This window comes from Candidatus Methylomirabilota bacterium (genome assembly GCA_003104975.1).
In the GTDB taxonomy this organism is placed as follows: Bacteria; Methylomirabilota; Methylomirabilia; order Methylomirabilales; family Methylomirabilaceae; genus Methylomirabilis.
The window spans coordinates 123252-144923 of record PQAM01000004.1 but is presented as its reverse complement, the minus strand read 5'-3'; the positions used below and the strand labels follow the sequence as shown (position 1 = coordinate 144923).

The following is a 21672-nucleotide window of genomic DNA, read 5'->3' as shown; positions in this document are numbered from 1 at the left end:
ATGGGCTCGCGGCTGACCCATACGCATGAACGTCCCTTCGATTCTGTCATTGCGAGCGACCGACGGGAGCGTGGCAATCTCGCCGCCTTTGAGGGTGCGAACAACGATGAGATTGCTTCGGTCGCTGCGCTCCCTCGCAATGACGCGGGCAGGAGGCTATCGGGAGAAGGCCTCACGGGAGGTATTATTGCAGCCGGGGAGGGATCGCGATTAAAACGGGACGGCCTCACGATGCCGAAGCCGATGGTGCCCGTTGCCGGTCTCCCGCTGATCGAGCGGGTGGTGGACAACTTCGCGAACGCAGGCATCACGCGGCTACGGATCATTTTCAACGAGGATGATCGAGCGTGCGCCGCCTTCATCCGGGATCGGTTCCCGGAGCTCGACATAGACTGCATCATAAAAACGACCCGTTCATCGTATGAAAGCTTCTGGGAGGTGGGCACGCGATCCGGCCCGGGTGCGATCCTCATGTCCACCGTCGACTGGATCTGTCCGGAACCGGCATTTCGCCGGTTCGTTGAACAGGCCAGGGGCTGCCGTCAGGCCGCCGCGGTCCTGGCTGTGACGCCGTTCGTCGCCGACGAGAAGCCGCTGTGGGTGACTCTCGATCCATCCGGGCTGGTTACGGCCATCGGCGGCATCTCGGGTAATGCTGTAACGGCCGGACTCTACCTGATATCCGATTCGCTCTTTACTGATGCTCCACATCCGGACACACTGGGCCGGCTGCGGGACTTTCTGATATGGCTGGTCACCAGCGGGCAACCGGTCTATGGGGTGGTGATCGATCAGGTGATCGATGTCGATCGGGCCGAGGATCTTCAGTTGGCTGAAACCCTATTAGGGACAGGGGATAGGGGTTAGGGTATAGGGGTTAGGGGATGGGGACTAAGCAAAACTACCCGCGTATCCCTAACCCCTAACTCCTAACCCCCAACCCCTGGTTTACACGCGGAGGCAATAGCGGATGATGCCGTACCTGTTGGGGATATTTCGCGAACGCCAACACTCGCCGGGCCGGGAATTCGACGATACTGAGATCCTGCGGCTGGTCGCCAAACATGTTGAGGCGGCCGGTTACCAGGTACACCTCACAACACCGGAGGATCTGGGAGGAGGGGTCGACGATCCTATTCCCTCCCTCGTGTTTTTGATGTGTGAGCGAATGGCAGCCCTCGAGCGGCTTGAACCGTTGGAGAGAGCAGGTGTTCCGCATGTCAATGCTCTGCGGGGTGTGTTGAATACCTACCGGGATCGCATGATCCCGCTACTGGCCGCCTCAGGGATTCCGATTCCAAAGAGTCGGATCATTTCGAGCGATCCGTCCGGCCTCGGTGACCTTTCACTATCGCTCGAAGGGGCCGTTTTTCCGATCTGGATCAAGCGGGCGGATGTCCATAATACCCAATCCGGAGATGTTGAGATGATACCGTCTCCGGAGCAGTTCCAGATAGCCCTGGCCGCGCTTCACGACAGGGGGATCTCCCGTGTGGTGGCGCAGCAGCACATCCCCGGGGATCTGATCAAGTTCTACGGGATCGGTATGCCGCATGCGGGCGATGACAAGGACACGTGGTTCAGATGGTTCTATCACCGGGATCAGGAGCTGGCACGCTATCCCTTTTCGGAAGAGGCGCTGCGGGCCCTGACGCAGCAGGCGGCCGCCGCCATCGGCCTCGAGGTCTACGGGGGGGATGCCATCATCACGCCTACCGGCGGGATATTCCTCATCGATATTAACGCCTGGCCGTCGTTTGCACTGTTCCGCGAGGAGGCCGCCGCCCGGATCGCGGCATGGCTGCTGTATCGCGTGAGAAAGGGGACCGTCCAATGAAGCGTACTATTCCCGGCAAGCGGTCGAGGGCCATCGTCAAACGCGAGGCGCGTTACATGGCGCCGGGCCTGCAGTCGATCGCACTCTATTCCGGGTTGGCAATGGCGAGGGGGGAAGGGTGCACCCTGATTGATGAGGACGGTAATCGATATCTCGATTTCATGGCCGGAATCGGCGTCGGGAGCATCGGGCATGCGCACCCGCACTACGTTGAGGCGCTGAAGGCCCAGGTCGAACGACTGACGTTCGGCAGCTTTACCACCGAGAACCGCGCGCGGTTTCTCGCGCTGCTGGCTTCGATCACGCCGCGAGGGCTCAAGCGGATCCAGATGTTTTCCGGCGGCGCAGAGGCGGTTGAGGCCGCATTCCGACTGGCCAAGTCGGTCACGAAGCGATTTGAGTTTATCGGGTTTTGGGGCGGATTCCACGGCAAGACCGGCGGGGTCCTTGGACTGTTGGGGGATGACTTTAAGAAGCAGTTGGGGCCCTTTATGCCAGGTCTCTATAGCGCGCCATACGCCAACTGTTATCGCTGTCCCCTGAGGCTTCAGTATCCCGGTTGCGGGATCGCCTGCGCCGATTTCTTGCGGGATGTCATCCGATATCAGACCCAGGGTGAGATCGCCGCGATTATTGTGGAGCCGATCCAGGGGACCGCTGGGAACGTCATTCCGCCTCAAGGATTCTTGAGCGCTGTGCAGGCGGTCGCCAAAGAGCACGACGCCCTGCTGATCGCCGACGAGATGCTCACCGGATTCGGCCGTACCGGGTCGATGTGGGGGTGCGATCACGAGCCGATTGTGCCGGATGTCATGACGGTCGGCAAAGGAATAGGCGGGGGATTCCCGGTCAGCGGGGTGATCTCGACACAGGAACTGATGGCGCACGCACCCTTCAGCAACCCAAGCGGCAGCTCCTCCAGCTATGGAGGCAATCCGCTCGCCGCCACGGCCGGGCTGGCGACGCTTGAGGTGATTCTGAAGGATCAACTTGTGGCGAACGCCAGGCGCGTCGGCGTCGTCATGCTGAAGCAGTTGGAGGCGCTGAAGGAGAAATACCCCTTCATCGGCGACGTACGGGGGAGAGGGCTATTGTTGGGGATCGAGCTGGTCAAGGATCGGGAGACGAAGGAGCCGCTTGCGAAACATCACGCGCAGCGACTGTTTCAGGCCTGCCTCAAACGGGGACTCCTCGCCATGTGCTATTCCTACAATATTCGAATCAACCCGCCGCTCCTGATCACGGAGGCGCAGGCCCTGGACGGCCTGGCCATCCTCGATGAAGCCTTCGCCGAACTGCAAAAGACAGGGTGGAAAAAATAGGGTGTAGGGTATGGGGTATAGGGTTTTGGCAAACGCGGGACTTTCCCTTCAACCCTAGCCCCTAAACCCCAAACCCTGCTTTTAAATCATGTTGAAGGGTGCCATTGTCGGCCTGGGGAATGTGGCGGTGAACGGGCATCTGCCCGGATGGGCAGGGTGTGAGCGCGCCCGGATCGTGGCGGCCGTCGATGCCCTGCCGTCGAGGCTTGCGCAGGAGCAACGGCGACTGCCGGGAGCCCGCTTTTATCCGGATGTATCGGCGATGCTGGCCGGCGAGTCCCTCGATTTCCTGGATGTCTGTACGCCTCCAGGAACCCATGCCTCTCTCAGTCGGCTTGCGCTCCAGCACGGACTGCATGTGTTGTGTGAGAAGCCGCTCGTCCTCTCGCTCGATGAGTTGCAACTGGTGAGGCGCGCGCAGGCGGACAGCGGTCGCGTCCTGTACACCGTTCATAACTGGCGCTATGCGCCGATCATCGTCAAGGCATCCGATCTGATCCGGCAAGGGCGGATCGGAGCTGTGCGACGCGTGCGCTGGCAGGTGCGCCGCCGCGAACCGTCGGTGGTGGTCGCGCCTGTCGAGGGCGCTGCCGGAATGACGATGTCCGACAACTGGCGGCTCGATCCCGCGATGGCCGGCGGCGGTATCCTGCTGGATCACGGCTGGCATGCCCTGTACATCATCCTGCGCTGGCTGGCTCAGAAGCCGCGAACGGTCGCTGCCGTGCTGGAAAAGCGGGCGCATCCGGAATGGCCCGTTGAGGATACGGCGACTGTCCGGGTGGACTGCCGTGAGGCCACGGCGGAGATCTTTCTGACATGGGCCTCATCGTCACGGGACAACCGCGCCGTCATCGAGGGGACCCGCGGGACGATCGCCGTTGATGACGACATCCTGCGCCTGACGGGCGCCGGAGACGAGCAACACTGGACCTTTGAGTCCCCCCTTTCACAGGGTTCTCATCATCCGGATTGGTTCAGTCGCGTCCGGGACGATTTTCTCAGCGAGATCTCGGGCGAGGCGCCGCAGGGTACCAATCTGGCCGAGGCGTCGCTCTGCGCACAACTGCTGTCCCTTGCCAAGGCATCGCACGGCCAAGGAGGGGAGGCGTTAGCCGTGTAGGGGCAGGGCAAGCCCTGCCCATAGGGGCGCAGCATGCTGCGCCCCTACAGTGCGGTCTGAACTATATGGTCAGCAACGCAGTTACCATCATCATCGTCATCTCAAAGGGTTCGGGCGAGGTCGGTCCGGATACCGTTGTGCTGGGTGTCCCGTTGCTTCGACGGATTGTCATGGCGGCCTCTCGCGCCGGGTACGGGGATATCCTGGTTGCGGATGACGGGTCAGTCGGCTACGAAAGGCTGCTGGAGGGCACGAAGGCGGTATCGGCGCCTGCGGCCAGGCTCACCGATCATCCGTGCGCCGGTCGCATCCTGATACTCGCCTCACACGTCCTGCCGCACCCCGTGTTGCTGACGCGTCTGGCCGAGATGCCGCTGTGCGCTGAGACGATGGCGATCCCTGCAAGCGGGATCGCGGCCGTTGAGACGGCCGATCCTGCACTCCTCCTGTCGACGATCGGACGCGCCAACGATGAGCTGGACCTGTTTTCAGCGCTTGAGCAGGTCTACCGAAGGACGGATGTCTCGACGGATGATACGCGTTGGGTTCGAATCACAAACCGGGCGGATCTCGACAGCGCAGAGCGATGGTTATTGCACGGTCTGATTAAGGATACCGAGGGCTTCATGTCGAGGCATGTCGAGCGAAAGATCTCACTGGCGGTTACCCGGCGCCTCGTCCGTACGGACATGACCCCGAATCAGATGACGGGGGTGAGCGTCGGGATCGGCGTGCTGGGGGCCCTGTTCTTCCTCTCGTCCACGCCCGCGTCCCAATTGACCGGCGCGCTTTTGTTTCTGCTGCATTCGATCCTGGACGGTTGCGATGGAGAGATCGCCAGGCTCAAGTATCTGGAGTCGCGCCTTGGTGGTGTGCTGGATTTCTGGGGGGACAACGTCGTACATTCTGCCGTATTTGCGTGTATCGGCCTGGGATGGCAGGGGGCAACCGGGACCCTCTTCCCACTGGCCCTGACGGTGTCTGCGGTGATCGGTACCCTCCTGTCGGCCGGCTTCGTCTACGGGCAGACGATGTGGAACAAGAAATCCGAGGGGCCGCTGTTCACCTCGGTGACCCCTTCAGAGGCCCCATCCCGCCTCTCCATTCTGGCCGATTCCCTTGCCAGGCGGGATTTTATCTATCTTGTGGTCATCCTGTCGGCCTTTGGAAAGGCCCAATGGTTTCTCACGGCGGCGGCAATCGGCTCGCCGCTCTTTTTTTTCATGTTGCTGTGGAGTTCACACAGGGAAAGGGTCACGGTATGAGCGAAAAAAGTTCTTTCTACCCGGAACTGATCAGACCGATCCAACCGTCCGCCGGGAAGCTGGGGGTGCTGATTCCCGGGTTGGGGGCGGTCGCGACAACGCTGATCGCCGGAGTCCACCTGATCAACAAGGGAATTGCCCAACCGCACGGCTCCTTGACACAGATGCAGCGGATGCGCCTGGGCAAACGGACCAACCCGCGGTTTGCGCTGATCAAAGAGGTCGTCCCCCTCGCAGATCTGAACGATCTGGTGTTCGGGGGCTGGGATATCTTTCCCGAGAACGCCTATCAGACCGCATGCCATGCCGGGGTGCTGCCGAAGGAGATGCTGGATCAGGCCAAAGACCAGTTGGAGGCGGTCAGGCCGTGGCCGGCGGTCTTTGATCAGGCCTACGTGCGACGGCTCTCGGGGACGAACCTGAAGTCCGGCTTAACCAAGAAGCACCTGGCGGACATGCTGATCGAGGATATCGAGGCGTTCCGTCAAAGGGAGGGGATCCGGCGGGCCGTGATGATCTGGTGCGGGTCGACCGAGGTCTTCATGCAACCGGCTCCGGTCCACGAGACTATCGAGGCGTTTGAGGCGGGCCTGAAGGCGAACGCGCCGGAGATCTCATCGAGTATGATCTATGCCTATGCCGCCATCTCGGCCGGGGTACCCTTTGCGAACGGCTCACCCAATCTGGCGGTCGATGTGCCGGCGCTGGTCGAGTATGCCGGCCGGCGCCGCGTCCCGATTGCCGGAAAGGATTTCAAGACCGGCCAGACCTTCCTGAAAACCGTTGTCGCGCCCGGGCTGAAGGCGAAGATGTTGGGACTGACCGGCTGGTTTTCCACCAACATCCTGGGCAACCGGGACGGCGAGGTGCTGGACGATCGGGGATCGTTCAGGACCAAGGAGGTCAGCAAGGGCTCGGTGCTGGAGGCGATTCTGCAACCGGAGCTCTATCCCGAGCTGTACGGCCAGGTGTTCCACAAGATCCGGATCGAGTATTACCCGCCGCGCGGCGATGCCAAGGAGGGATGGGACAACATCGATATCTTCGGTTGGCTCGGCCAGCCGATGCAGATTAAGATCAACTTTCTCTGTCGGGACTCCATCCTGGCGGCGCCGGTCGCCCTCGACCTGACCCTGTTTCTCGACCTGGCCCAACGGGCCGGATTGTCGGGTATTCAGGAGTGGCTCTCGTTCTACTTCAAGTCTCCGATGGCCCGGGCCGACCTGAAGCCGGAGCACGACCTGTTTATCCAGCATCTGAAGCTGACCAACACCCTGCGTATCTTGGTCGGGGAGGAGGTGCTCGACCACTCGGGACTCGATTACTACGAATCCGGCGATGCCTATCGAGCCGGCATGGGCGGGGCGTGAGCCTGTCCCGCGCCGTGTCGAAGGGGCGGTGCGGCTACATCGACCCCTTCTTGGTCGCCGGTCCCAACCCCTCCGACTCACGCTTGAGCCGCATCTTTTTGGCGAGGGCCTCATACGACTGGTTCCGGATGACCTTATCGAACTGGATGCGGTAATTGCCGACGATACTGACCTCATCGATGACGACATCGTAGGGGATCCAGGCATTCCCGCGGCGCAGGAGGGCAAAGTCGACAAAGGTCGGCTCATTTCGTTTGGAGAGGAACTTGGTCTTGACGACGGCGTCCTGCGAATCGATCTGCTCCGAGAGGTAGGTCACCTGCTGGTCGCCCAGGTGATCGACGACCAGGGTGGTATAGGACTCAACGAACAGGTCGCCGAACAGCTCCACGAACTCCTTGCGTTCCTGGGCTGATCGCTTGGCCCAATGATTGGCCAGGGAGCGGCGCGCCATCTCGTGCAGATCGAACCAGCGTACGATCCGTTCTTTGACCATCGACTTGCGTGTTCCTTCCTGTGCTTTATCCTGTAAGGCGGGGTCCTTGACAAGCGCGGTAAGCTGATCCAGTTCGGTCTTCACCTGATCGGTCATATCACCTGCCAAGGCAAACACCGGAAAGACCGACAGCATCAGCGCGATGGTTCCGCTACACACACCGATCCGCACAATCGACCAGATGGCGCCTGTCATATCACTTCTCCTTTTGTTGAGTACGGTTGCCCGTTTTCTGTTCTATGTTTCCGGTTCGATATACCCTCGATCGGTCTCAACCTGGAACCCGGAACTCGGCGCGGCCTTTGACGGCTGTTTGGCCACAACGGTCAGCAGGGCCGGCAACACGGTAATCGAGACGAGCAGGATGGCCCCGACGCCCAGCGTGACCAGCAGACCGATGCTGGATGCGCCGCGGTGGTGGGCGATCAGGAGGCTGCCGAAGCCGATCATGGTTGTCAATGACGAGAGCACCACCCCCTTGCCGATGCTCTTCGGCAGTATAGCAGCCTCTCCCTCCTCCCGGAAGCGGTGGATGATCAGCAGGCCGTTCTCTACCCCAGGCGCCACGATCAGGGGAATGATAATCAGGTTGGCCAGATTGAACTTCAACTGAAAGAGCTCCATCAGCCCTGCGGTCCAGACGGCGCCGATCAGCAGCGGAACCTTGGCCAGTAGAAAGTAGCGCAGATCGCGCAGGCTCAGCAAGAACAGCACAGCCACACCGATCAGCGCGTAGATCCCGACCTGTTGGTAGCCCTGCTTCATCGCCGAGATGACCTCGTACCCTTTCACGGGGTCACCGACGGCGTCGGGATCCACCGACCGCAGGTCGCGTACGAACGCGCCTTGAGAGGCGAACTCCCACGGGTCGCCCCGCGGATAGACCCGGAGCAGATACGAGCCGTCCCGCCCCACAAACTGCCGTTTCAGATCGTAGGGGACTTCATCGAGCCCGACCGGACCGGAGGTCACCGCCTTCTGGAGGAGCGTCAGCTTATCGAAGAAATCGTCGAACAGTTTGTCCTGAAATATGGCGAGTCTTCGGCCGACCTCCGTGTAGCCGCGTTGTTGAAGCCGCCGCTCAAACTGATCGATCAGCCTTCGAACCCGCGTCATCTCTTTCAAGGGCGGCTTCTCCTTTCCGGTCCATCGCTCCGCATCCTCCTCCGTCAGCATTTTCGCCTTGATCCGGTGCAGCGTTGTCAGCAACTCGTCGAGATCGATCGGCGCCGGCTGGGGGAGTGTCGAGAGGTTCACCCCGGCCAGCACCGGTCCGAGCCCATGAGCCAACTGCAGCTTGCGCTCTTGATCCTCCGGGATCAGCATGGCGAGACTCTCAACCTTGCCCACCGAGGGCAGCGCTTCCAGGGCCTTTGTCTTGGCCCTGACCTCTTCGAGACTCTCAGCCAGGATCACCCCATAGATGGTCGAGCGTTCGGACTGTCGGATGATCTTGAGCTCCCAATTGACCGATTCGGTCCCTTCCGCCTGAAGGCGGAGGACGTTGCCGTCGAATTCGATACGGCTCATCGCATAGAGGCCTGCCAGTGTGCCGATGGCCGACAGTACCAGGACGGTGCGGGGATGGCGATACAGAAATTCCATGAAATCCGGCGGTTTCGGCAGATGGGGCAACGGGAAATGCACCTCACCGATCTTCACTTCAATCGCGGGACCGTCGAGCGGAACCGCGGTACGTCTCGCCGAACCGACCGGGACCGGTCGCTTGTCCCACAAGATGAGCAATGGCGGGAGGACAACGAAGGTCGAAACCAGCGTCAGGAGGAGCCCACAACCCGTGATCAGGCCAAGTTCCTGCAATATACTGACCCCCGTCAACACAAGGGTGAACAGGCCGACGGAGGTGGTCAGTGCGGCGTGCAGGATCCCGGGACCGGCCCCTTCAAAGGCCCGTTCCAACGCCTCACGGATGGGGTGGCCCGTCCCCCGTTCCTCTTCGTATCGCGCAACGAGATGGATCCCGTAATCTATCCCGATCCCGATCAGCATCGGCGCCAGGACCATCGACATCATGTTCAGATGGCCTACCGTCACCGCAGCAAATCCGAAGGCCCAGCAGACCCCCATGACCAGTGCAATCAGCCCCACGGCCGGTCTGAAGACGCTGCGAAATACCAGTACCACCAGCAGGCCCACCCCGCCGAATGAAATGGCGGTCATCAGGCCGGAATCCCGCTGCGCGGCGGTGACCTCGTCGTATTCAAGGGCCGGACCCCCCGTGACCCCGGCTTTGACCCCCGGGAATCGGGCTTGCAGCAGCCGAATCTCTTGACGGATCGCTTGAATCGGTCGTTCAAACTTGAGCAGGCTCCCGGGATCCGCCTTGACGGTCGCCAGAATGAACAGAAACTGTTTGTTGTCCGACCACAGGTAGCCTTCTCGCTCGTCGTCTCCGTTCGCCTCGACCATAAACTGCTCCCATGGCGAGGTATAGCTCCGTGGGGCGCTTGCCCAGGCTTCGAGCTGTGTCAGCAGCGCGATCAGCGGCTGAAGTTCGACGGGCCGCCTGACCTCCCCCTCTTCCTCTTCGCCCAGGAAGCCGGTGAACAGGTGGCCGACCAGCGCCGCACTGATCTCTCGATGAATCAGTTGGAAGAGATGGGTCAAACCGGGCCTGGCCGATAACTCCTCCAGTAATGAGACATGCTCCTGAAGCTTATCACGCAGATCGCTGATCTGCTCCGGGGTCAGGTACATCAGAAAATGATCTTCCAGCGATGTGAGGTCAAAGCGATAGATGACCTCCTCGATATCCGGCAGGGCCTCGAGCCGACCCGCGAGGACAGTAGCGTACCGCTTGGCCTGGTCCTGATCTGCGGCCTCTATGACGATGACCGCCCGGTCCGGGTCGCCGAATGCCTGGTTATAACGCTCCTGGACCTGGCCGACCCTGCCGCTTATAGGGGAGAGCGCCTGGTGCGTGGAGGTAAAACGCAAGCGTGCAATCGCCACCCAGACGGAGAGTAATGACAGCAGTCCCGCGATCACCAGGGTTGTCCTGGGGTAGGCGAGGACCGTATGGGACAGCAGCTTCCGAAGACTCATTCGTTGGGCCTCACGTCCAACGGGATACCCTATCGAAGGGCATTGTCGGGATCATCCGGCGATCGAAGAGGTCGAAGGCCGCTTCTCCAAGCGATTCGATCGACTCTCGGGCGCGCTCCACCTGCGCCAGAAACTGATCCAGCTCGAGCGCGGACCGATCTGACCCGTACCCCTTAACCTTTTCAATCCCTTCCTTCAGGAGCAAAAGAGAACCTCTGAGATTGTTATTCTCCAAGTGATGGAACCCGACCGCGATCTGGATGAGTCCTTGCAAGAGAGGACGCACCCGTTCGTGTTGCGTGAGCCACACCGCTTCGAGAACCTCGTGCACCTCGAAGAATAGTCCCTCATTAAAAAGATGTGCAGCCTTTTCTAGTGCTTCCTCCACCGAGGCGGCCGAGTGACGCCTCGGTTGTGACACTCGCTGTAACACCCGGCAATAGGCGTCAATCCTATCAGCTACAGCCGATAGCTCCGCGCGTAACTGCTCTACAAGAGCCGGCTGTCTCCGCCCGCTCACCATATCCTCGAACGAGCGGAGGAGATACGGGGATCCGGCCAGACTCTCCATTTGGAGCGCCTCCCTCAATAGCTCGCTCAGTTGGTCGCGAAGTTCGACGCTGCGGATCGGCGGCGGAATCGTTCGCATAACCCATCCGACGGACTGTTTGGACTAGCTTTCAACACCTAAGCCGTTTAAGGCATCGTGCGACCGCCGCTTGGCCATCTCCTCTTCGCGCAAGGTGCGCCGGAGCACCTTGCCTACGAGCGTTTTCGGCAACTCCTGCCTGAACTCAACCAGGGTGGGGACCTTGTGCTTTGCCATTCGCTCCTTGCAAAAGTCGATGATCTTCTGTTCGGTGGCGTGCGCGCCCTCTTTGAGGACGATATAGACCTTTACCGTTTCGCCACGGTACGAGTCCGGCAGGCCGACCGCTACCGCCTCTTTCACCCCCGGATGCTCATACAGCGGCTCTTCAACCTCCCGGGGGTAGACGTTAAAGCCGCCTGCAATGATCATCTCTTTTTTGCGGTCGACGATGGTAAAGTAGCCCTGCTCGTCCATATAGCCGATGTCGCCGGTGTACAGCCATCCGTTCCGCAGTACCATGGCGGTCTCGCCGGGCTGATTCCAGTAGCCCGCCATCACCTGCGGACCCTTGACCGCCACCTCGCCGATCTCGCGCGGCGGCAGTGTGCGATCGCCGGTCTCCAGATCGACGATCCTCGCGTCGGTGTCCGGGAGCGGTAAGCCGATCGTACCGACCTTCCTGGCGCCGTACAGGGGGTTCGCATGTGTAACCGGCGAGGCCTCGGTCAGACCGTACCCTTCCACTAGGCGGGCGCCGGTCAATGCCTCGAATTTACTGGCCACCTCAAGGGGCAATGGCGCAGCCCCGCTCAAGCAGGCCCTGACCGAATGAAGATCGTATTTGCCGATTTCGGGATAGTTATTGATGGCGACATACATCGTCGGGACGCCGGGAAAAAAGGTGGGCCGGTACTTGGTGATCGTCTTCAGGACGTCCTGGACCTTGAATTGCGGCAACAGTACCATCGTGTGGCCCAGCGAGATACAGAGATTCATCACGACAGTCATTCCATAGACGTGGAAGAACGGAATCGCCCCAAGGAAGACCTCCGCCTTGCCCGGTTGTCCTTCGACCGACTCCGGGTCGGGCTTCACCATCCACGCCGCAGCCTGTATCGTGTTGGCGACCAGATTCTTGTGCGTCAGCACGGCACCCTTGGCCAGGCCCGTCGTCCCCCCGGTATATTGCAGCAGCGCCGGATCGTCAGTGCCGACCGTGACGGCGGGGGGCGTCGCCGGCGTAGAGGTCAGCATCTCTGAAAACCATTCCGTTCCGGGTCTGGGCTCCACCGCCGGTCGGTGTCCCTGCGACTTTTCCTTAAAGAGGGTGAACAGCAGGCGGAGCATCGGTGGGAAATACTCCTTGATATTCGCAACGATGATCCGCTTCAGGCTGGTCCTTGGGGCGACCTCGCGGACAAGCGGGTAGAGTTTCGACAAGACCACGATGGTCTCGGCGCCGGAATCATTCAGTTGGTGCTCCAGCTCCCGCGTTGAGTAGAGCGGACTGGTCGAGACCGTGAGGCCCCCCGCCCGCAACGTCCCGTAGTAGGCGATGACCATCTGGGGGCAGTTCGGAAGAAAAAGCGAAACCCTATCGCCCTTAGCCAACCCGCGTTTTATGAGGGCGGCGGCAAATCGTGTCACCGCCTCGTCCAGGTCGCGATAGGTCAGTCTGGTGCCATAGAAGATGATCGCTGTTCGATCGGGATAGCTCTGGGCGGAACGTGACAGGAGAGTATGGAGTGGAATATCCGGATATTCAAGGCGCTTCGGAACCCACGGATCATAGTAGGCGAACCATGGCCGCTCCAGGTCTTGGTTCGAGGCAGCCTCTATATGCGCCATTTCACCCTTCTCTGACCTCCCACCACCTTGTTATTCAATGGCGGTCTGCACGTGCGCAGGTTACGAAACTATTCACGCCCCATGTGGATCACCGGAACCTTCAGGAAACGGCCGGCAGGTTCTGGGGCGATGTGATTCTCCCAACGGACTCGGATGGCAACGGACCTAAGGTCGGCGCGCGCTGTAACCGCTTCTATGCTTAAGATAGCGTAAGGCGAGGCGGCTCCGCAACCAGAAAACCCGCTGTTTCTGGGCGTGGAATCACAAAATCAATAGGAGAAGTGCGGCGATCAGAACAGTAATCATCGCTCCAATTAAGAGAACAAAAGGCCACCAGGTCCGGTTCGGATCGCTGGGCGTCGGACCAGAGGTCATGACTGTCCGTTTAGTGCGACCATTGAAGCCGGCCGACAATGACGGTTCACCGCCAGCCTGTAGGAACTGAATGCGACTGACCGCGTTCTGCCAGTACGTGACGCAAGATGTCGGGTCTGTCGGTGATCATTCCGTCGACTTCCAGGTCGACAAAGTGACGCATTCGGGCCGGCTCATTCACCACCCACACCACAAGCTGAACCCCGGCGGCGCGGCAGGCGTCGATCTCCGTGTGTGTGATCAGACTGTACTCCATCGCCATGGCGTCTGCTCGGCAGATCTTCGCGACAGCCGATATCGACACCGGTCGCCCTACGAGCAGGGCGGCAGTCCGAAGAGACGGCTCCAGCTCCTTCAGCCTGAGCAGTGCGTAGTGATCGAACGACGCGACGGCGACCTGGGGAATGACCTGGTATTTACGTAGGATCGCCACTACCCGCTCCTCGATACCCTCGAAGAAGTCCGACCCGGCCTTGATTTCAAGGGCAAGCGGGAGCGTCCCGGCGAAGCGCTCGAGGACCTCGGTAAGCGTCGGGATCCGCTGGCCGGCGAAGCGTTCATCGAACCAACGGCCCGCATCCAGTCGCTTGAGTTCCTCCAGGCTGCAGGCATGGACCGGACCGTGACCGTCGGTTGTCCGATCCAGCGTCGGATCGTGAATGATGACCAACTCGCCGTCCAGACTGACGTGCAGGTCCAACTCGATGGCGTCGGCACCCAGTTCGACCGCCATTTCGAAGGCGGCCATCGTATTCTCCGGCGCAAGCGCCGAGGCTCCTCGATGTGCGACGTTCAGTGTCATACGCTCCTCCGGCGACGTCATGTTTTGGCTGGCTACCGGTCCGCGACTTGATTAGTGCCTCACCGCACAAGTCATCGATACAACAAAAAGTCGTCACCACGGCGAAAGCCGGGGTCCAGGAGCTTATGGTACTGGATTCCGGCTTCCGCCGGAATGACGATAAGGTTGCTGGAATATGATAAGTACTCAGCCATTAGATGCTAGTGTAGTGTCCCAGACATACCTTTACAATCCGTTCGTGGTGAGCCCTTCGACAACGCAGCCGTGCGTCCTGAGCGTGTCGAAGGAGACGGCTGCGTTGCTCAGGACAGGCTTGTCGAACCCATGAACGGAACCTATTGCAATACTGCACCCTTCGACAGGCTCAGGGTGAACGGGATATGTAAGGAAGCGTTGGATACACTACACTAGATCACCAGAACCAGCTTACCGAACAATCGCCGATCCTCCATCGCGCGTTGCGCTGCGGCGGCCTCCTCAAGCGGAAAGACCCGATCCACGATCGGCGTGAGCGCTCCTCGTGCGATCTCCCGGATGATCGACAACAGATCCGCCTTTGGGCCCATGAAGCCACCCATGATTGACAACTGCCGCATGAAGAGATACCGAATGTCGGTCCGGGCCAGGTGGCCTGCTGTCGCGCCGCAGGTGACCAAGCGGCCTCCGGTGGCCAGAATCGGGATGAGCGTTTCAAATATCGCGCCCCCCACATGCTCGAAGATCACATCCGCCCCGCGTTTATCCGTAAGGCGCCGCACCTCGGCGGCCAGATCACGGCCCGCATAATTGATCCCCTCATCGGCGCCAATCGCTTTCGCCTTGTCAAGCTTCTCATCGCTGCCGGCGGCGGCGATGACCCGAGCGCCCAACAGCTTAGCGATCTGGATCGCGGCGGTACCTACCCCGCTTCCCGCCCCCATCACCAGTACGTCATCACCCCTTCTCACACGCGCGAGATTGACCAGCATATTCCAGGCGGTGAGAAACGTCAGCGGAAACGCCGCTGCGGCCTCGAAGCCTATTCCCTCCGGCATCGGCAGGACGTTGACCTCGGGAACCTTCACGTACTCTGCGTAGCCGCCGTCGATCCGATAGCCGCCTACGATCTCATACGAGCGGCAGGCGTTATCGCGACCGGAGAGACAGTGCGCGCACTGGCCGCAGCTCACGCCCGGTGAGACGATGACCCGTTGGCCGGATATGATGCGGGTGACGATGCTGCCGGCCGCCGCCACCTCACCGGCGATGTCCGAACCGGAGATGTGGGGCAGGGGGATCTGTATCCCCAGCATCCCTTTGCGACACCACAGATCCAGGTGATTCAGGGCGCATGCCTTGACCGTGACGAGGACCTCGTGTGGCGCGATGACGGGATCAGGGACCTCTTCGTACCCCAATACCTCGGGTCCACCATGCTCGTGAAATCGTACCGCCTTCATGCTGTACCCCCGTATTCCATGTTGTCAGCATTCAGTCGTCAGCAATCGGCGCGAAAAATAGGTATTCAGGTTGAAGACTGAAGCCTGGAGCATCCTCAACATCTTCAGTCTATCGTCCTTCAGCCTCTATCGCCTTGAGCTGATCGCTGAACCCTGACCCCGTTCACTCTTTTCAGTCGATACGGTAGTGGCAGCCGCGACTCTGGCGACATTCCATGGCTGCCAACAGAATAACCAGTGCCGTCTGAATGCCGTTTCGAAGGCCCACCATGGCGTCGCTGACCTCGGCCTTCTCGTAAAATCTCAGGATCTCCAGACTCAGCTCCCGCAGGATTTCATGGGCTCGATTCAGCCGTTTGGCGCTGCGTACGAGACCGACATAATTCCACATGGTCTGTTGGATGCTGAGCCAATCCTGGGCGATCAGTGCGGGATCCACCGGTTCCCGTTCATACCGCCAGAGGGCGATCTGGGGAAAATAATAGGCATCGCCCCGGGCGATGCCGGCGGCGGCCTGATCGCCCGCGCGGGTTCCCCACACCAGACATTCCAGTAGGGACGTACTGGCCAGACGATTGGCGCCGTGCAGCCCGGAGCAGGCCACCTCACCGACGGCGCGCAGGCGATGTACGTTTGAGCGTCCCCAGTCGTCGACCGCAATGCCGCCGCAACTGTAGTGCGCAGCCGGGACAACCGGGATAGGCTCTCTGGTCATGTCGATCCCGTATCTCAGGCAGTGCGTAGAGATCCCGGGGAACCGCTCGCGAACCTGATCGGCCGGTTTGTGAGAGATGTCGAGATAGGCGCACGGTTCGCCTGATTCCAACATCATCTGATGAATTCCTCGGGCAACAACGTCACGCGGGGCCAGCGATCCGTCGGGGTGATAATCGGTCATGAACTCGCGACCCTTGCCGTCCACGAGGCGCGCGCCTTCCCCTCGCATCGCCTCGGAGATGAGGAACCGGCCGCTGGGATGAAAGAGGGTGGTGGGGTGAAACTGAACATACTGCATGTTGATACACCGGGCGCCGGCGCGGTAGGCCATGGCGATTCCGTCGCCGCGGGCACCGGCGGGATTGCTCGTGTGCAGAAAGACGCGGCCCAGTCCGCCGGTTGCCAGAATCGTTTCTTTCGCGAGAATCGGGAAGATCTCGCCGCTCGTCTGATCCAGTACGTACGCCCCGATGCACGTTGGGGCCTTGTAGACGTCCAGCGGTTCGGTCGAATGGTGAGAAATCGTCAGCAGATCGACAGCGGTAGCCGCGCAGAGCAGCTTCACCCGTGGATAGGCAGCGATCCGTTCGATGAACGCACGCTGGATGGCCGACCCCGTCTGGTCCTTATGATGCAGAATACGGCGAAGCGAATGTGCCGCCTCGGCCGTCAGATCCCATCGGGTCGAACGATCCGCCGATTCATCGAACGGAACTCCCAACTCATCGATCAGGATCTGCTTCACCAGCCGTGGGCCCTCACGACTGACCAGTAATGCCGCCTCGGGCGAGCTGAGACCCGCGCCGGCGGCGAGAATATCGGCCACCAACTTTTGGGGAGAGTCGTCCGCCCCTTGGTAGATAATGCCGCCTTGGGCCCAGTAGGTGCTGCTTTCCTCCGGGTGGGGTGAACGGGTGAGCAGCGTCACCTCAACGTCCCGTTTGGCAGCCGCAAGCGCTGCAGCGTACCCTGCCAGGCCGCTACCGATAATAAGGATGTCGGTGTTCATACGGGGTAGATCTTGAAGCTCATATCAACGGCTGCGGCGGTATGGGTCAAGGCGCCGATAGAGATCCAGTCGACGCCGGCCTCGGCGAATGCCCGAACCGTATCGAGGGTCATGCCGCCCGACGCCTCGACAATGATCTTTCTGCCATGTTCGTGAGCCCGCACGCAGGCGACCGCCTGTCGAACCGTCTCCGGGTTCATATTATCGAGCAGCACCGCGTCAAGCTCATATCGAAGCGCCTCTTGCAACTCGTCGAGCGTGGTGACCTCCACCTCGAACCGGTGCGCGCGACTCTCATGTCGTCTGGCCGTTTCAATTGCGGCGCCGATCCCGCCCGCCAACCTGATGTGGTTATCCTTGATCAGGATGGCGTCGTCAAGTCCAAAGCGATGATTAACCCCGCCGCCCATGGTGACCGCATATTTCTCAAAGACCCGCAGCCCTGGCGTGGTTTTTCGTGTATCGAGAATTTTGGCCTGTGTTCCCGCAATAGTCTCGACGAACCGTCTGGTTATCGTGGCGATTCCGCACAGGCGCTGGAGCAGATTGGTCGCGACCCGTTCGCCGGTAAGCAAGGCCCTGGCATGACCACGGACGGACGCGACCTGGTCGCCTTCACCGAGCCGATCGCCGTCATGGCGCCGGCTCTCGACCCTGACATCTTCATCCAAGAGGGTCAGGGTCTCGATGACCAGATCGATGCCGGCCAGGACAAGGGGCGCCTTGGCCATGAAATGACCGATTGCCTGTTGATCGGGCGGCACAATGGCGAGGGTTGTCACATCGCCCCGACCGATGTCCTCTTCAAGAAATCTTCTGAGGGCCTCTTGACGGCTGAACCGAACGAGGGAGAGGGGCATGGGGGTACGGGGAGGAACGTCCTAACTCATATCCAGCATACGCTGGATCGGACGCAGGGCGCGAAGCCGCAGCTCTTCATTAAGTTGAATTTCCGGCGCACGGTGTTTCATACACAGGTACAGTTTGTCCAAACTGTTGAGTCGCATGTGGGGGCATTGGTTGCAGGCGCAATCCCCATCCGGAGGCGCGGGAATGAAGACCTTGTTCGGGCAGGCCTGCTCCATCTGATGAATGATGCCGGGTTCGGTGGCGATGATGAATTCGGTATCCGCGCTCTGCTTGACGTAATTCAGGATCCCGCTCGTTGAACCAATATAATCGGCATGTTGCAGCACGCCGGCTTCGCATTCGGGATGCGCCAGCACCTTTGCATGAGGGTGATGCAGCATAAGCTGTATCAGCTTCTTTTCAGAGAACATCTCGTGAACCACGCAGGTGCCGGGCCATAACGTCAGATCCCGTCCGGTCTTCTTGATGAGGTAGCGACCCAGGTTCTGATCTGGCGCAAAAAGAATCGGCTGCTCCTTCGGGATCTGGTTGATGATCTTTTCGGCATTGCTGGAGGTGCAGATGATATCGCTCATCGCCTTGACCTGGGCGCTGCAATTGATGTAGCTGATGACGATGTGGTCCGGGTATTTCTGCTTGAAACGTCCGAAGAGATCTGGCGGGCAGCCTTCCGCCAACGAACACCCCGCCTGTAAGTCTGGGAGGAGGACCTGCTTCGAGGGGTTCAGAATCTTTGCCGTCTCCGCCATAAAGTGGACGCCGGCGAAGACGATGACCTCGGCGTCGGTCTTGGCGGCCTGCTGGGACAGTTGCAGACTGTCGCCGATCACGTCGGCGACGTCCTGAATTTCAGAGTCTTGGTAGTAATGCGCCAAGACGACCGCACGTAGATCTTTCTTGAGCTGCTTGATCTCGGCTTCGAGATCAAGCAGGGCGCTCACCTCAGTTACGTCCACAAGGCCACCGACGTTCATCGCTCAGCTCTCAGAATTCACCTGTCCGCGCAAAAACAAAGTATAGCATAGCTGGAGACCGATGCGGTGGTGAAGTTCCGAGTTTCCGGCCGTACTAATTATGGGAACCGATCAGCTCCTGGTGATCGAAGCGAATCCCCTTTTTCGCAAATAATTGTGGAGTTCGGGCGGTCACGTGACGGACAGCAAATCCGCATTTCTTGCAGCGCTTGTAAATGAAGCTCCAACCTTCTTCGTGCTGTTCCGCGCCAACCTGTTCCATTTTTGAGTAACAGCACGGGCCCGGTACGAGGGGTGAGATGATCCGCTTCGGATAATTGTTCGTCGGTCTTTTTTGATCAGTATACTCGATTATCGTGGCCATGTTTGTACCCCTGTCACATCTGTTGTCGTCCATGATCTGTCCTCGCATCATCTGCGGGATGTCCCGCAACGTGTAGAATAAGACGTCGTCATCAACCTATTCGTTTAAACCGGACGTGAGTGAAACCCCGCGATTGACCGACATCCGGACACATCTTGTCAGTTCCTCATCGACACAGATCTTCTCGATATCCGTGGGAGAGCGCCCATCACAAGCACGAAACGAAATGCGGTCTCAAGAACATACTCGTATGCGCAGACATAATTTCTTTAATGAAACCGATAAGTTACCTTACAATAACTGTATCTGAACTACACCGCGTGAGTCAAGCAGAATGAAAGGCTGGTTCAGCAGCGCGAGGGCTCAGTAGTCGGCTGGATCTGGTGGAAAGCAACAGACAATTGAGAAGGTGGGGTAGGAGAGGAGAACCCTCCGGGGGGTAGCGGAGGGCTCTCCTCTTTAGCCCCTTGGACGCGATGTGGCTTTAAAACATGGCCGCCAGCTAAACGATCCTCTCGGGTTGCATCCCTTCGCCAAACGATCGTAGTGGTCGGCGCCAACGGCCATATTGCGTATGGCCGTAATATCAAGCAATAGACGTGCCAGACGATGATCCGATAGCCACACCCCCTTGCCGCAGGAAGGGGTAGGCGAAAACTCATTAATTTCTCAACGATAAATCAGGGTTTGATGAGATGCTGTAACTGGACGTCCTCAACGCATGCTCGACGATACTGTACCTGATTGAATACAGTACAGAATCGAATGAGATACATGAAACATGACGGATCGGGTCAAGAGCGCTCTTTTTCGGTGAGACTCGGATCTGCTTTAATCTGAAGCAGGCGAACCAGTTTAGCGAGGTAGGTGCGCTGCAGTCCAAGACGCTCGGCCGCTTTGGTCTGATTGCCTTGCGAGCGCTTGAGCGCGTCCTGAATCACCCACCGCTTGAACTCCTTGACCGTTTCGTGAAATCCCTTGTCTTTGAACGATTCGCGGTGCGGGCCCGCAGTGATTTGGAGTGGCAGGTCGTCCCGGCCGATCTGGTCGGCAACGCTCAATACCATAGCTCGCTCGATGACATTTTCCAGTTCACGTACATTGCCCGGCCAATGGTATGCGATCAAATCATTCATGGCGTCCGGGGTCGGTTGCTTGAGGGGCTTTTTCAACTCGCCGGCGTATTTTTTCAAAAAGTGATGTATAAGTGCGGGAATATCCTCTTTCCGTTCTCTGAGCGGCGGTAACTTCAAACTGACGACATTCAGTCGATAGTAGAGATCTTCACGAAACCGACCCTCCCGTACGGCCCGTTCAAGGTCGCTGTTCGTGGCGGCAATTACGCGAATATCGGCTTTAATCGCCCGAGTTCCCCCCACACGCTCAAATCCGTGGTCTTGTAAGACGCGGAGGAGCTTTGTCTGAATACCGGTCGGAACCTCACCGATTTCGTCGAGGAATATCGTCCCCTGATCCGCAACCTCAAACTTCCCCCTCTTGAGTTGGTGGGCGCCGGTAAAGGCCCCTCGTTCATGGCCGAAGAGCTCGCTTTCCAACAACTGCTCCGGGATGGCTACGCAATTGACGACAGTGAAGGGATAGTGCGCCCGCGGACTCCACTGGTGAATGCTTCTGGCCAGGACCTCTTTGCCGGTTCCGCTTTCGCCCAGGAGCAGAATAGTTGAATTGCTGCCGGCCGCGCGGCGGGCGAGCTGCAGCAGATGTTTCATAGCGGGATTTTCGGCGACGACCTGGACGAGACGACCCTCCATTTCCGTCTGCAAGGCACGGCTCTGCGCCCGCAAAGACTCCCGCTCGAGGGCCTTCCCTAAAACGATTCTCAGATGTTGTGAGTCGACGGGCTTGGTGATGAAGTCATAGGCGCCCTCCTTCATCGCCTCGACAGCCGTTTCAACGGTTGCGTGCGCAGTCACGACTATGACGGTCGTCTCGAGCCCTTCGCGCTTTACGGTCCTCAGGACGTCGATGCCTGACATCTTCGGCATCTGGAGGTCAAGCAGGACAACCCCAGGTCTCTCCCGGCGAATCTGTTCGAGGGCCTCAGGGCCGTTGGAGGCGGTAATGGCCTGCACGTTTATCATTCGCAACCGACCTTGGAGAATCTTTCTGGCCGACGGATCATCATCGACGATCAATACTTTGGTTCGATATGGTTCCATCCCTCCTCCGATAGATGGCATGT

The 21672-nt window shown here is 59.6% G+C and carries 17 protein-coding genes; 6 read left to right on the top strand and 11 right to left on the bottom strand.

Annotated features, from left to right (window positions below; genetic code table 11):
• From C3F12_01950 to C3F12_01925, 6 genes are all read left to right on the top strand, one after another.
• On the top strand, positions 1-867 hold the full coding sequence (locus tag C3F12_01950; protein PWB48546.1) for a hypothetical protein: 867 nt from the start codon (positions 1-3) through the stop codon (positions 865-867).
• A gap of 103 nt (positions 868-970) precedes the next feature.
• Complete coding sequence (locus tag C3F12_01945; protein PWB48545.1) at positions 971-1837, top strand: hypothetical protein; 867 nt, start codon at positions 971-973, stop codon at positions 1835-1837.
• Positions 1798-3159 carry an aspartate aminotransferase family protein gene (locus C3F12_01940; GenBank protein ID PWB48544.1) on the top strand — a complete coding sequence of 454 codons (1362 nt, stop codon included), beginning with the start codon at positions 1798-1800 and terminating at the stop codon, positions 3157-3159. The genes C3F12_01945 and C3F12_01940 overlap by 40 nt, the downstream gene beginning before the upstream one ends.
• A gap of 88 nt (positions 3160-3247) precedes the next feature.
• On the top strand, positions 3248-4282 hold the full coding sequence (locus C3F12_01935) for a hypothetical protein (protein PWB48543.1): 1035 nt from the start codon (positions 3248-3250) through the stop codon (positions 4280-4282).
• Between the two features lie 65 nt (positions 4283-4347).
• On the top strand, positions 4348-5547 hold the full coding sequence (locus C3F12_01930; GenBank protein PWB48542.1) for a hypothetical protein: 1200 nt from the start codon (positions 4348-4350) through the stop codon (positions 5545-5547).
• Positions 5544-6917, top strand: coding sequence for an inositol-3-phosphate synthase (locus C3F12_01925; GenBank protein PWB48541.1), 1374 nt, complete (start codon positions 5544-5546; stop codon positions 6915-6917). Before C3F12_01930 ends, C3F12_01925 begins: the two co-directional genes overlap by 4 nt.
• A gap of 34 nt (positions 6918-6951) precedes the next feature.
• Here the strand turns inward: C3F12_01925 and C3F12_01920 are convergent, their stop codons facing one another.
• The 11 genes from C3F12_01920 to C3F12_01870 all read right to left on the bottom strand — a co-directional run bounded on the left by C3F12_01920 (position 6952) and on the right by C3F12_01870 (position 21649).
• Positions 6952-7608, bottom strand: a complete 657-nt coding sequence (locus C3F12_01920) for a hypothetical protein (protein PWB48540.1) — start codon at positions 7606-7608, stop codon at positions 6952-6954.
• Between the two features lie 42 nt (positions 7609-7650).
• On the bottom strand, positions 7651-10479 hold the full coding sequence (locus tag C3F12_01915) for a hypothetical protein (protein ID PWB48539.1): 2829 nt from the start codon (positions 10477-10479) through the stop codon (positions 7651-7653).
• 10 nt (positions 10480-10489) lie between these two features.
• A complete protein-coding gene (locus C3F12_01910) occupies positions 10490-11128 on the bottom strand; it encodes a hypothetical protein (GenBank protein ID PWB48538.1) in 639 nt (212 codons plus the stop codon).
• 24 nt (positions 11129-11152) lie between these two features.
• Positions 11153-12919 carry a long-chain fatty acid--CoA ligase gene (locus C3F12_01905; protein ID PWB48537.1) on the bottom strand — a complete coding sequence of 589 codons (1767 nt, stop codon included), beginning with the start codon at positions 12917-12919 and terminating at the stop codon, positions 11153-11155.
• 421 nt (positions 12920-13340) lie between these two features.
• Positions 13341-14117 carry a hypothetical protein gene (locus C3F12_01900; protein PWB48536.1) on the bottom strand — a complete coding sequence of 259 codons (777 nt, stop codon included), beginning with the start codon at positions 14115-14117 and terminating at the stop codon, positions 13341-13343.
• Between the two features lie 386 nt (positions 14118-14503).
• On the bottom strand, positions 14504-15535 hold the full coding sequence (locus C3F12_01895; GenBank protein PWB48535.1) for an alcohol dehydrogenase: 1032 nt from the start codon (positions 15533-15535) through the stop codon (positions 14504-14506).
• A 172-nt stretch (positions 15536-15707) separates the two neighbouring features.
• Positions 15708-17261 (bottom strand): L-aspartate oxidase, encoded by a 1554-nt coding sequence (nadB, locus tag C3F12_01890; protein PWB48534.1) that lies wholly within the window; start codon positions 17259-17261, stop codon positions 15708-15710.
• Entirely contained in the window at positions 17258-18121 is an 864-nt protein-coding gene (nadC, locus tag C3F12_01885; GenBank protein PWB48533.1) for a nicotinate-nucleotide diphosphorylase (carboxylating), read from the bottom strand. Before nadC ends, nadB begins: the two co-directional genes overlap by 4 nt.
• A gap of 21 nt (positions 18122-18142) precedes the next feature.
• Positions 18143-19105: a quinolinate synthase gene (locus C3F12_01880; GenBank protein PWB48532.1), complete on the bottom strand. Its 963-nt coding sequence runs from the start codon at positions 19103-19105 to the stop codon at positions 18143-18145.
• 94 nt (positions 19106-19199) lie between these two features.
• Positions 19200-19469 carry a hypothetical protein gene (locus C3F12_01875; protein PWB48531.1) on the bottom strand — a complete coding sequence of 90 codons (270 nt, stop codon included), beginning with the start codon at positions 19467-19469 and terminating at the stop codon, positions 19200-19202.
• A gap of 794 nt (positions 19470-20263) precedes the next feature.
• Positions 20264-21649 carry a Fis family transcriptional regulator gene (locus tag C3F12_01870; protein PWB48530.1) on the bottom strand — a complete coding sequence of 462 codons (1386 nt, stop codon included), beginning with the start codon at positions 21647-21649 and terminating at the stop codon, positions 20264-20266.
• Positions 21650-21672: the final 23 nt, after the last annotated feature.

Bases quoted from the DNA above. Each gene is read 5' to 3' on its own strand.
- nadC (PWB48533.1), bottom strand. From the start codon at position 18,121: ATGCCCCTCTCCCTCGTTCGGTTCAGCCGTCAAGAGGCCCTCAGAAGA.
- C3F12_01900 (PWB48536.1), bottom strand. From the start codon at position 14,117: ATGACGTCGCCGGAGGAGCGTATGACACTGAACGTCGCACATCGAGGA.
- C3F12_01925 (PWB48541.1), top strand. From the start codon at position 5,544: ATGAGCGAAAAAAGTTCTTTCTACCCGGAACTGATCAGACCGATCCAA.
- C3F12_01905 (PWB48537.1), bottom strand. From the start codon at position 12,919: ATGGCGCATATAGAGGCTGCCTCGAACCAAGACCTGGAGCGGCCATGG.
- C3F12_01950 (PWB48546.1), top strand. From the start codon at position 1: ATGGGCTCGCGGCTGACCCATACGCATGAACGTCCCTTCGATTCTGTC.
- C3F12_01915 (PWB48539.1), bottom strand. From the start codon at position 10,479: ATGAGTCTTCGGAAGCTGCTGTCCCATACGGTCCTCGCCTACCCCAGG.
- C3F12_01875 (PWB48531.1), bottom strand. From the start codon at position 19,469: ATGGCCACGATAATCGAGTATACTGATCAAAAAAGACCGACGAACAAT.
- C3F12_01895 (PWB48535.1), bottom strand. From the start codon at position 15,535: ATGAAGGCGGTACGATTTCACGAGCATGGTGGACCCGAGGTATTGGGG.
- C3F12_01920 (PWB48540.1), bottom strand. From the start codon at position 7,608: ATGACAGGCGCCATCTGGTCGATTGTGCGGATCGGTGTGTGTAGCGGA.
- C3F12_01910 (PWB48538.1), bottom strand. From the start codon at position 11,128: ATGCGAACGATTCCGCCGCCGATCCGCAGCGTCGAACTTCGCGACCAA.
- C3F12_01935 (PWB48543.1), top strand. From the start codon at position 3,248: ATGTTGAAGGGTGCCATTGTCGGCCTGGGGAATGTGGCGGTGAACGGG.
- C3F12_01930 (PWB48542.1), top strand. From the start codon at position 4,348: ATGGTCAGCAACGCAGTTACCATCATCATCGTCATCTCAAAGGGTTCG.
- C3F12_01880 (PWB48532.1), bottom strand. From the start codon at position 19,105: ATGAACGTCGGTGGCCTTGTGGACGTAACTGAGGTGAGCGCCCTGCTT.
- C3F12_01940 (PWB48544.1), top strand. From the start codon at position 1,798: ATGGCTGCTGTATCGCGTGAGAAAGGGGACCGTCCAATGAAGCGTACT.
- C3F12_01870 (PWB48530.1), bottom strand. From the start codon at position 21,649: ATGGAACCATATCGAACCAAAGTATTGATCGTCGATGATGATCCGTCG.
- nadB (PWB48534.1), bottom strand. From the start codon at position 17,261: ATGAACACCGACATCCTTATTATCGGTAGCGGCCTGGCAGGGTACGCT.
- C3F12_01945 (PWB48545.1), top strand. From the start codon at position 971: ATGATGCCGTACCTGTTGGGGATATTTCGCGAACGCCAACACTCGCCG.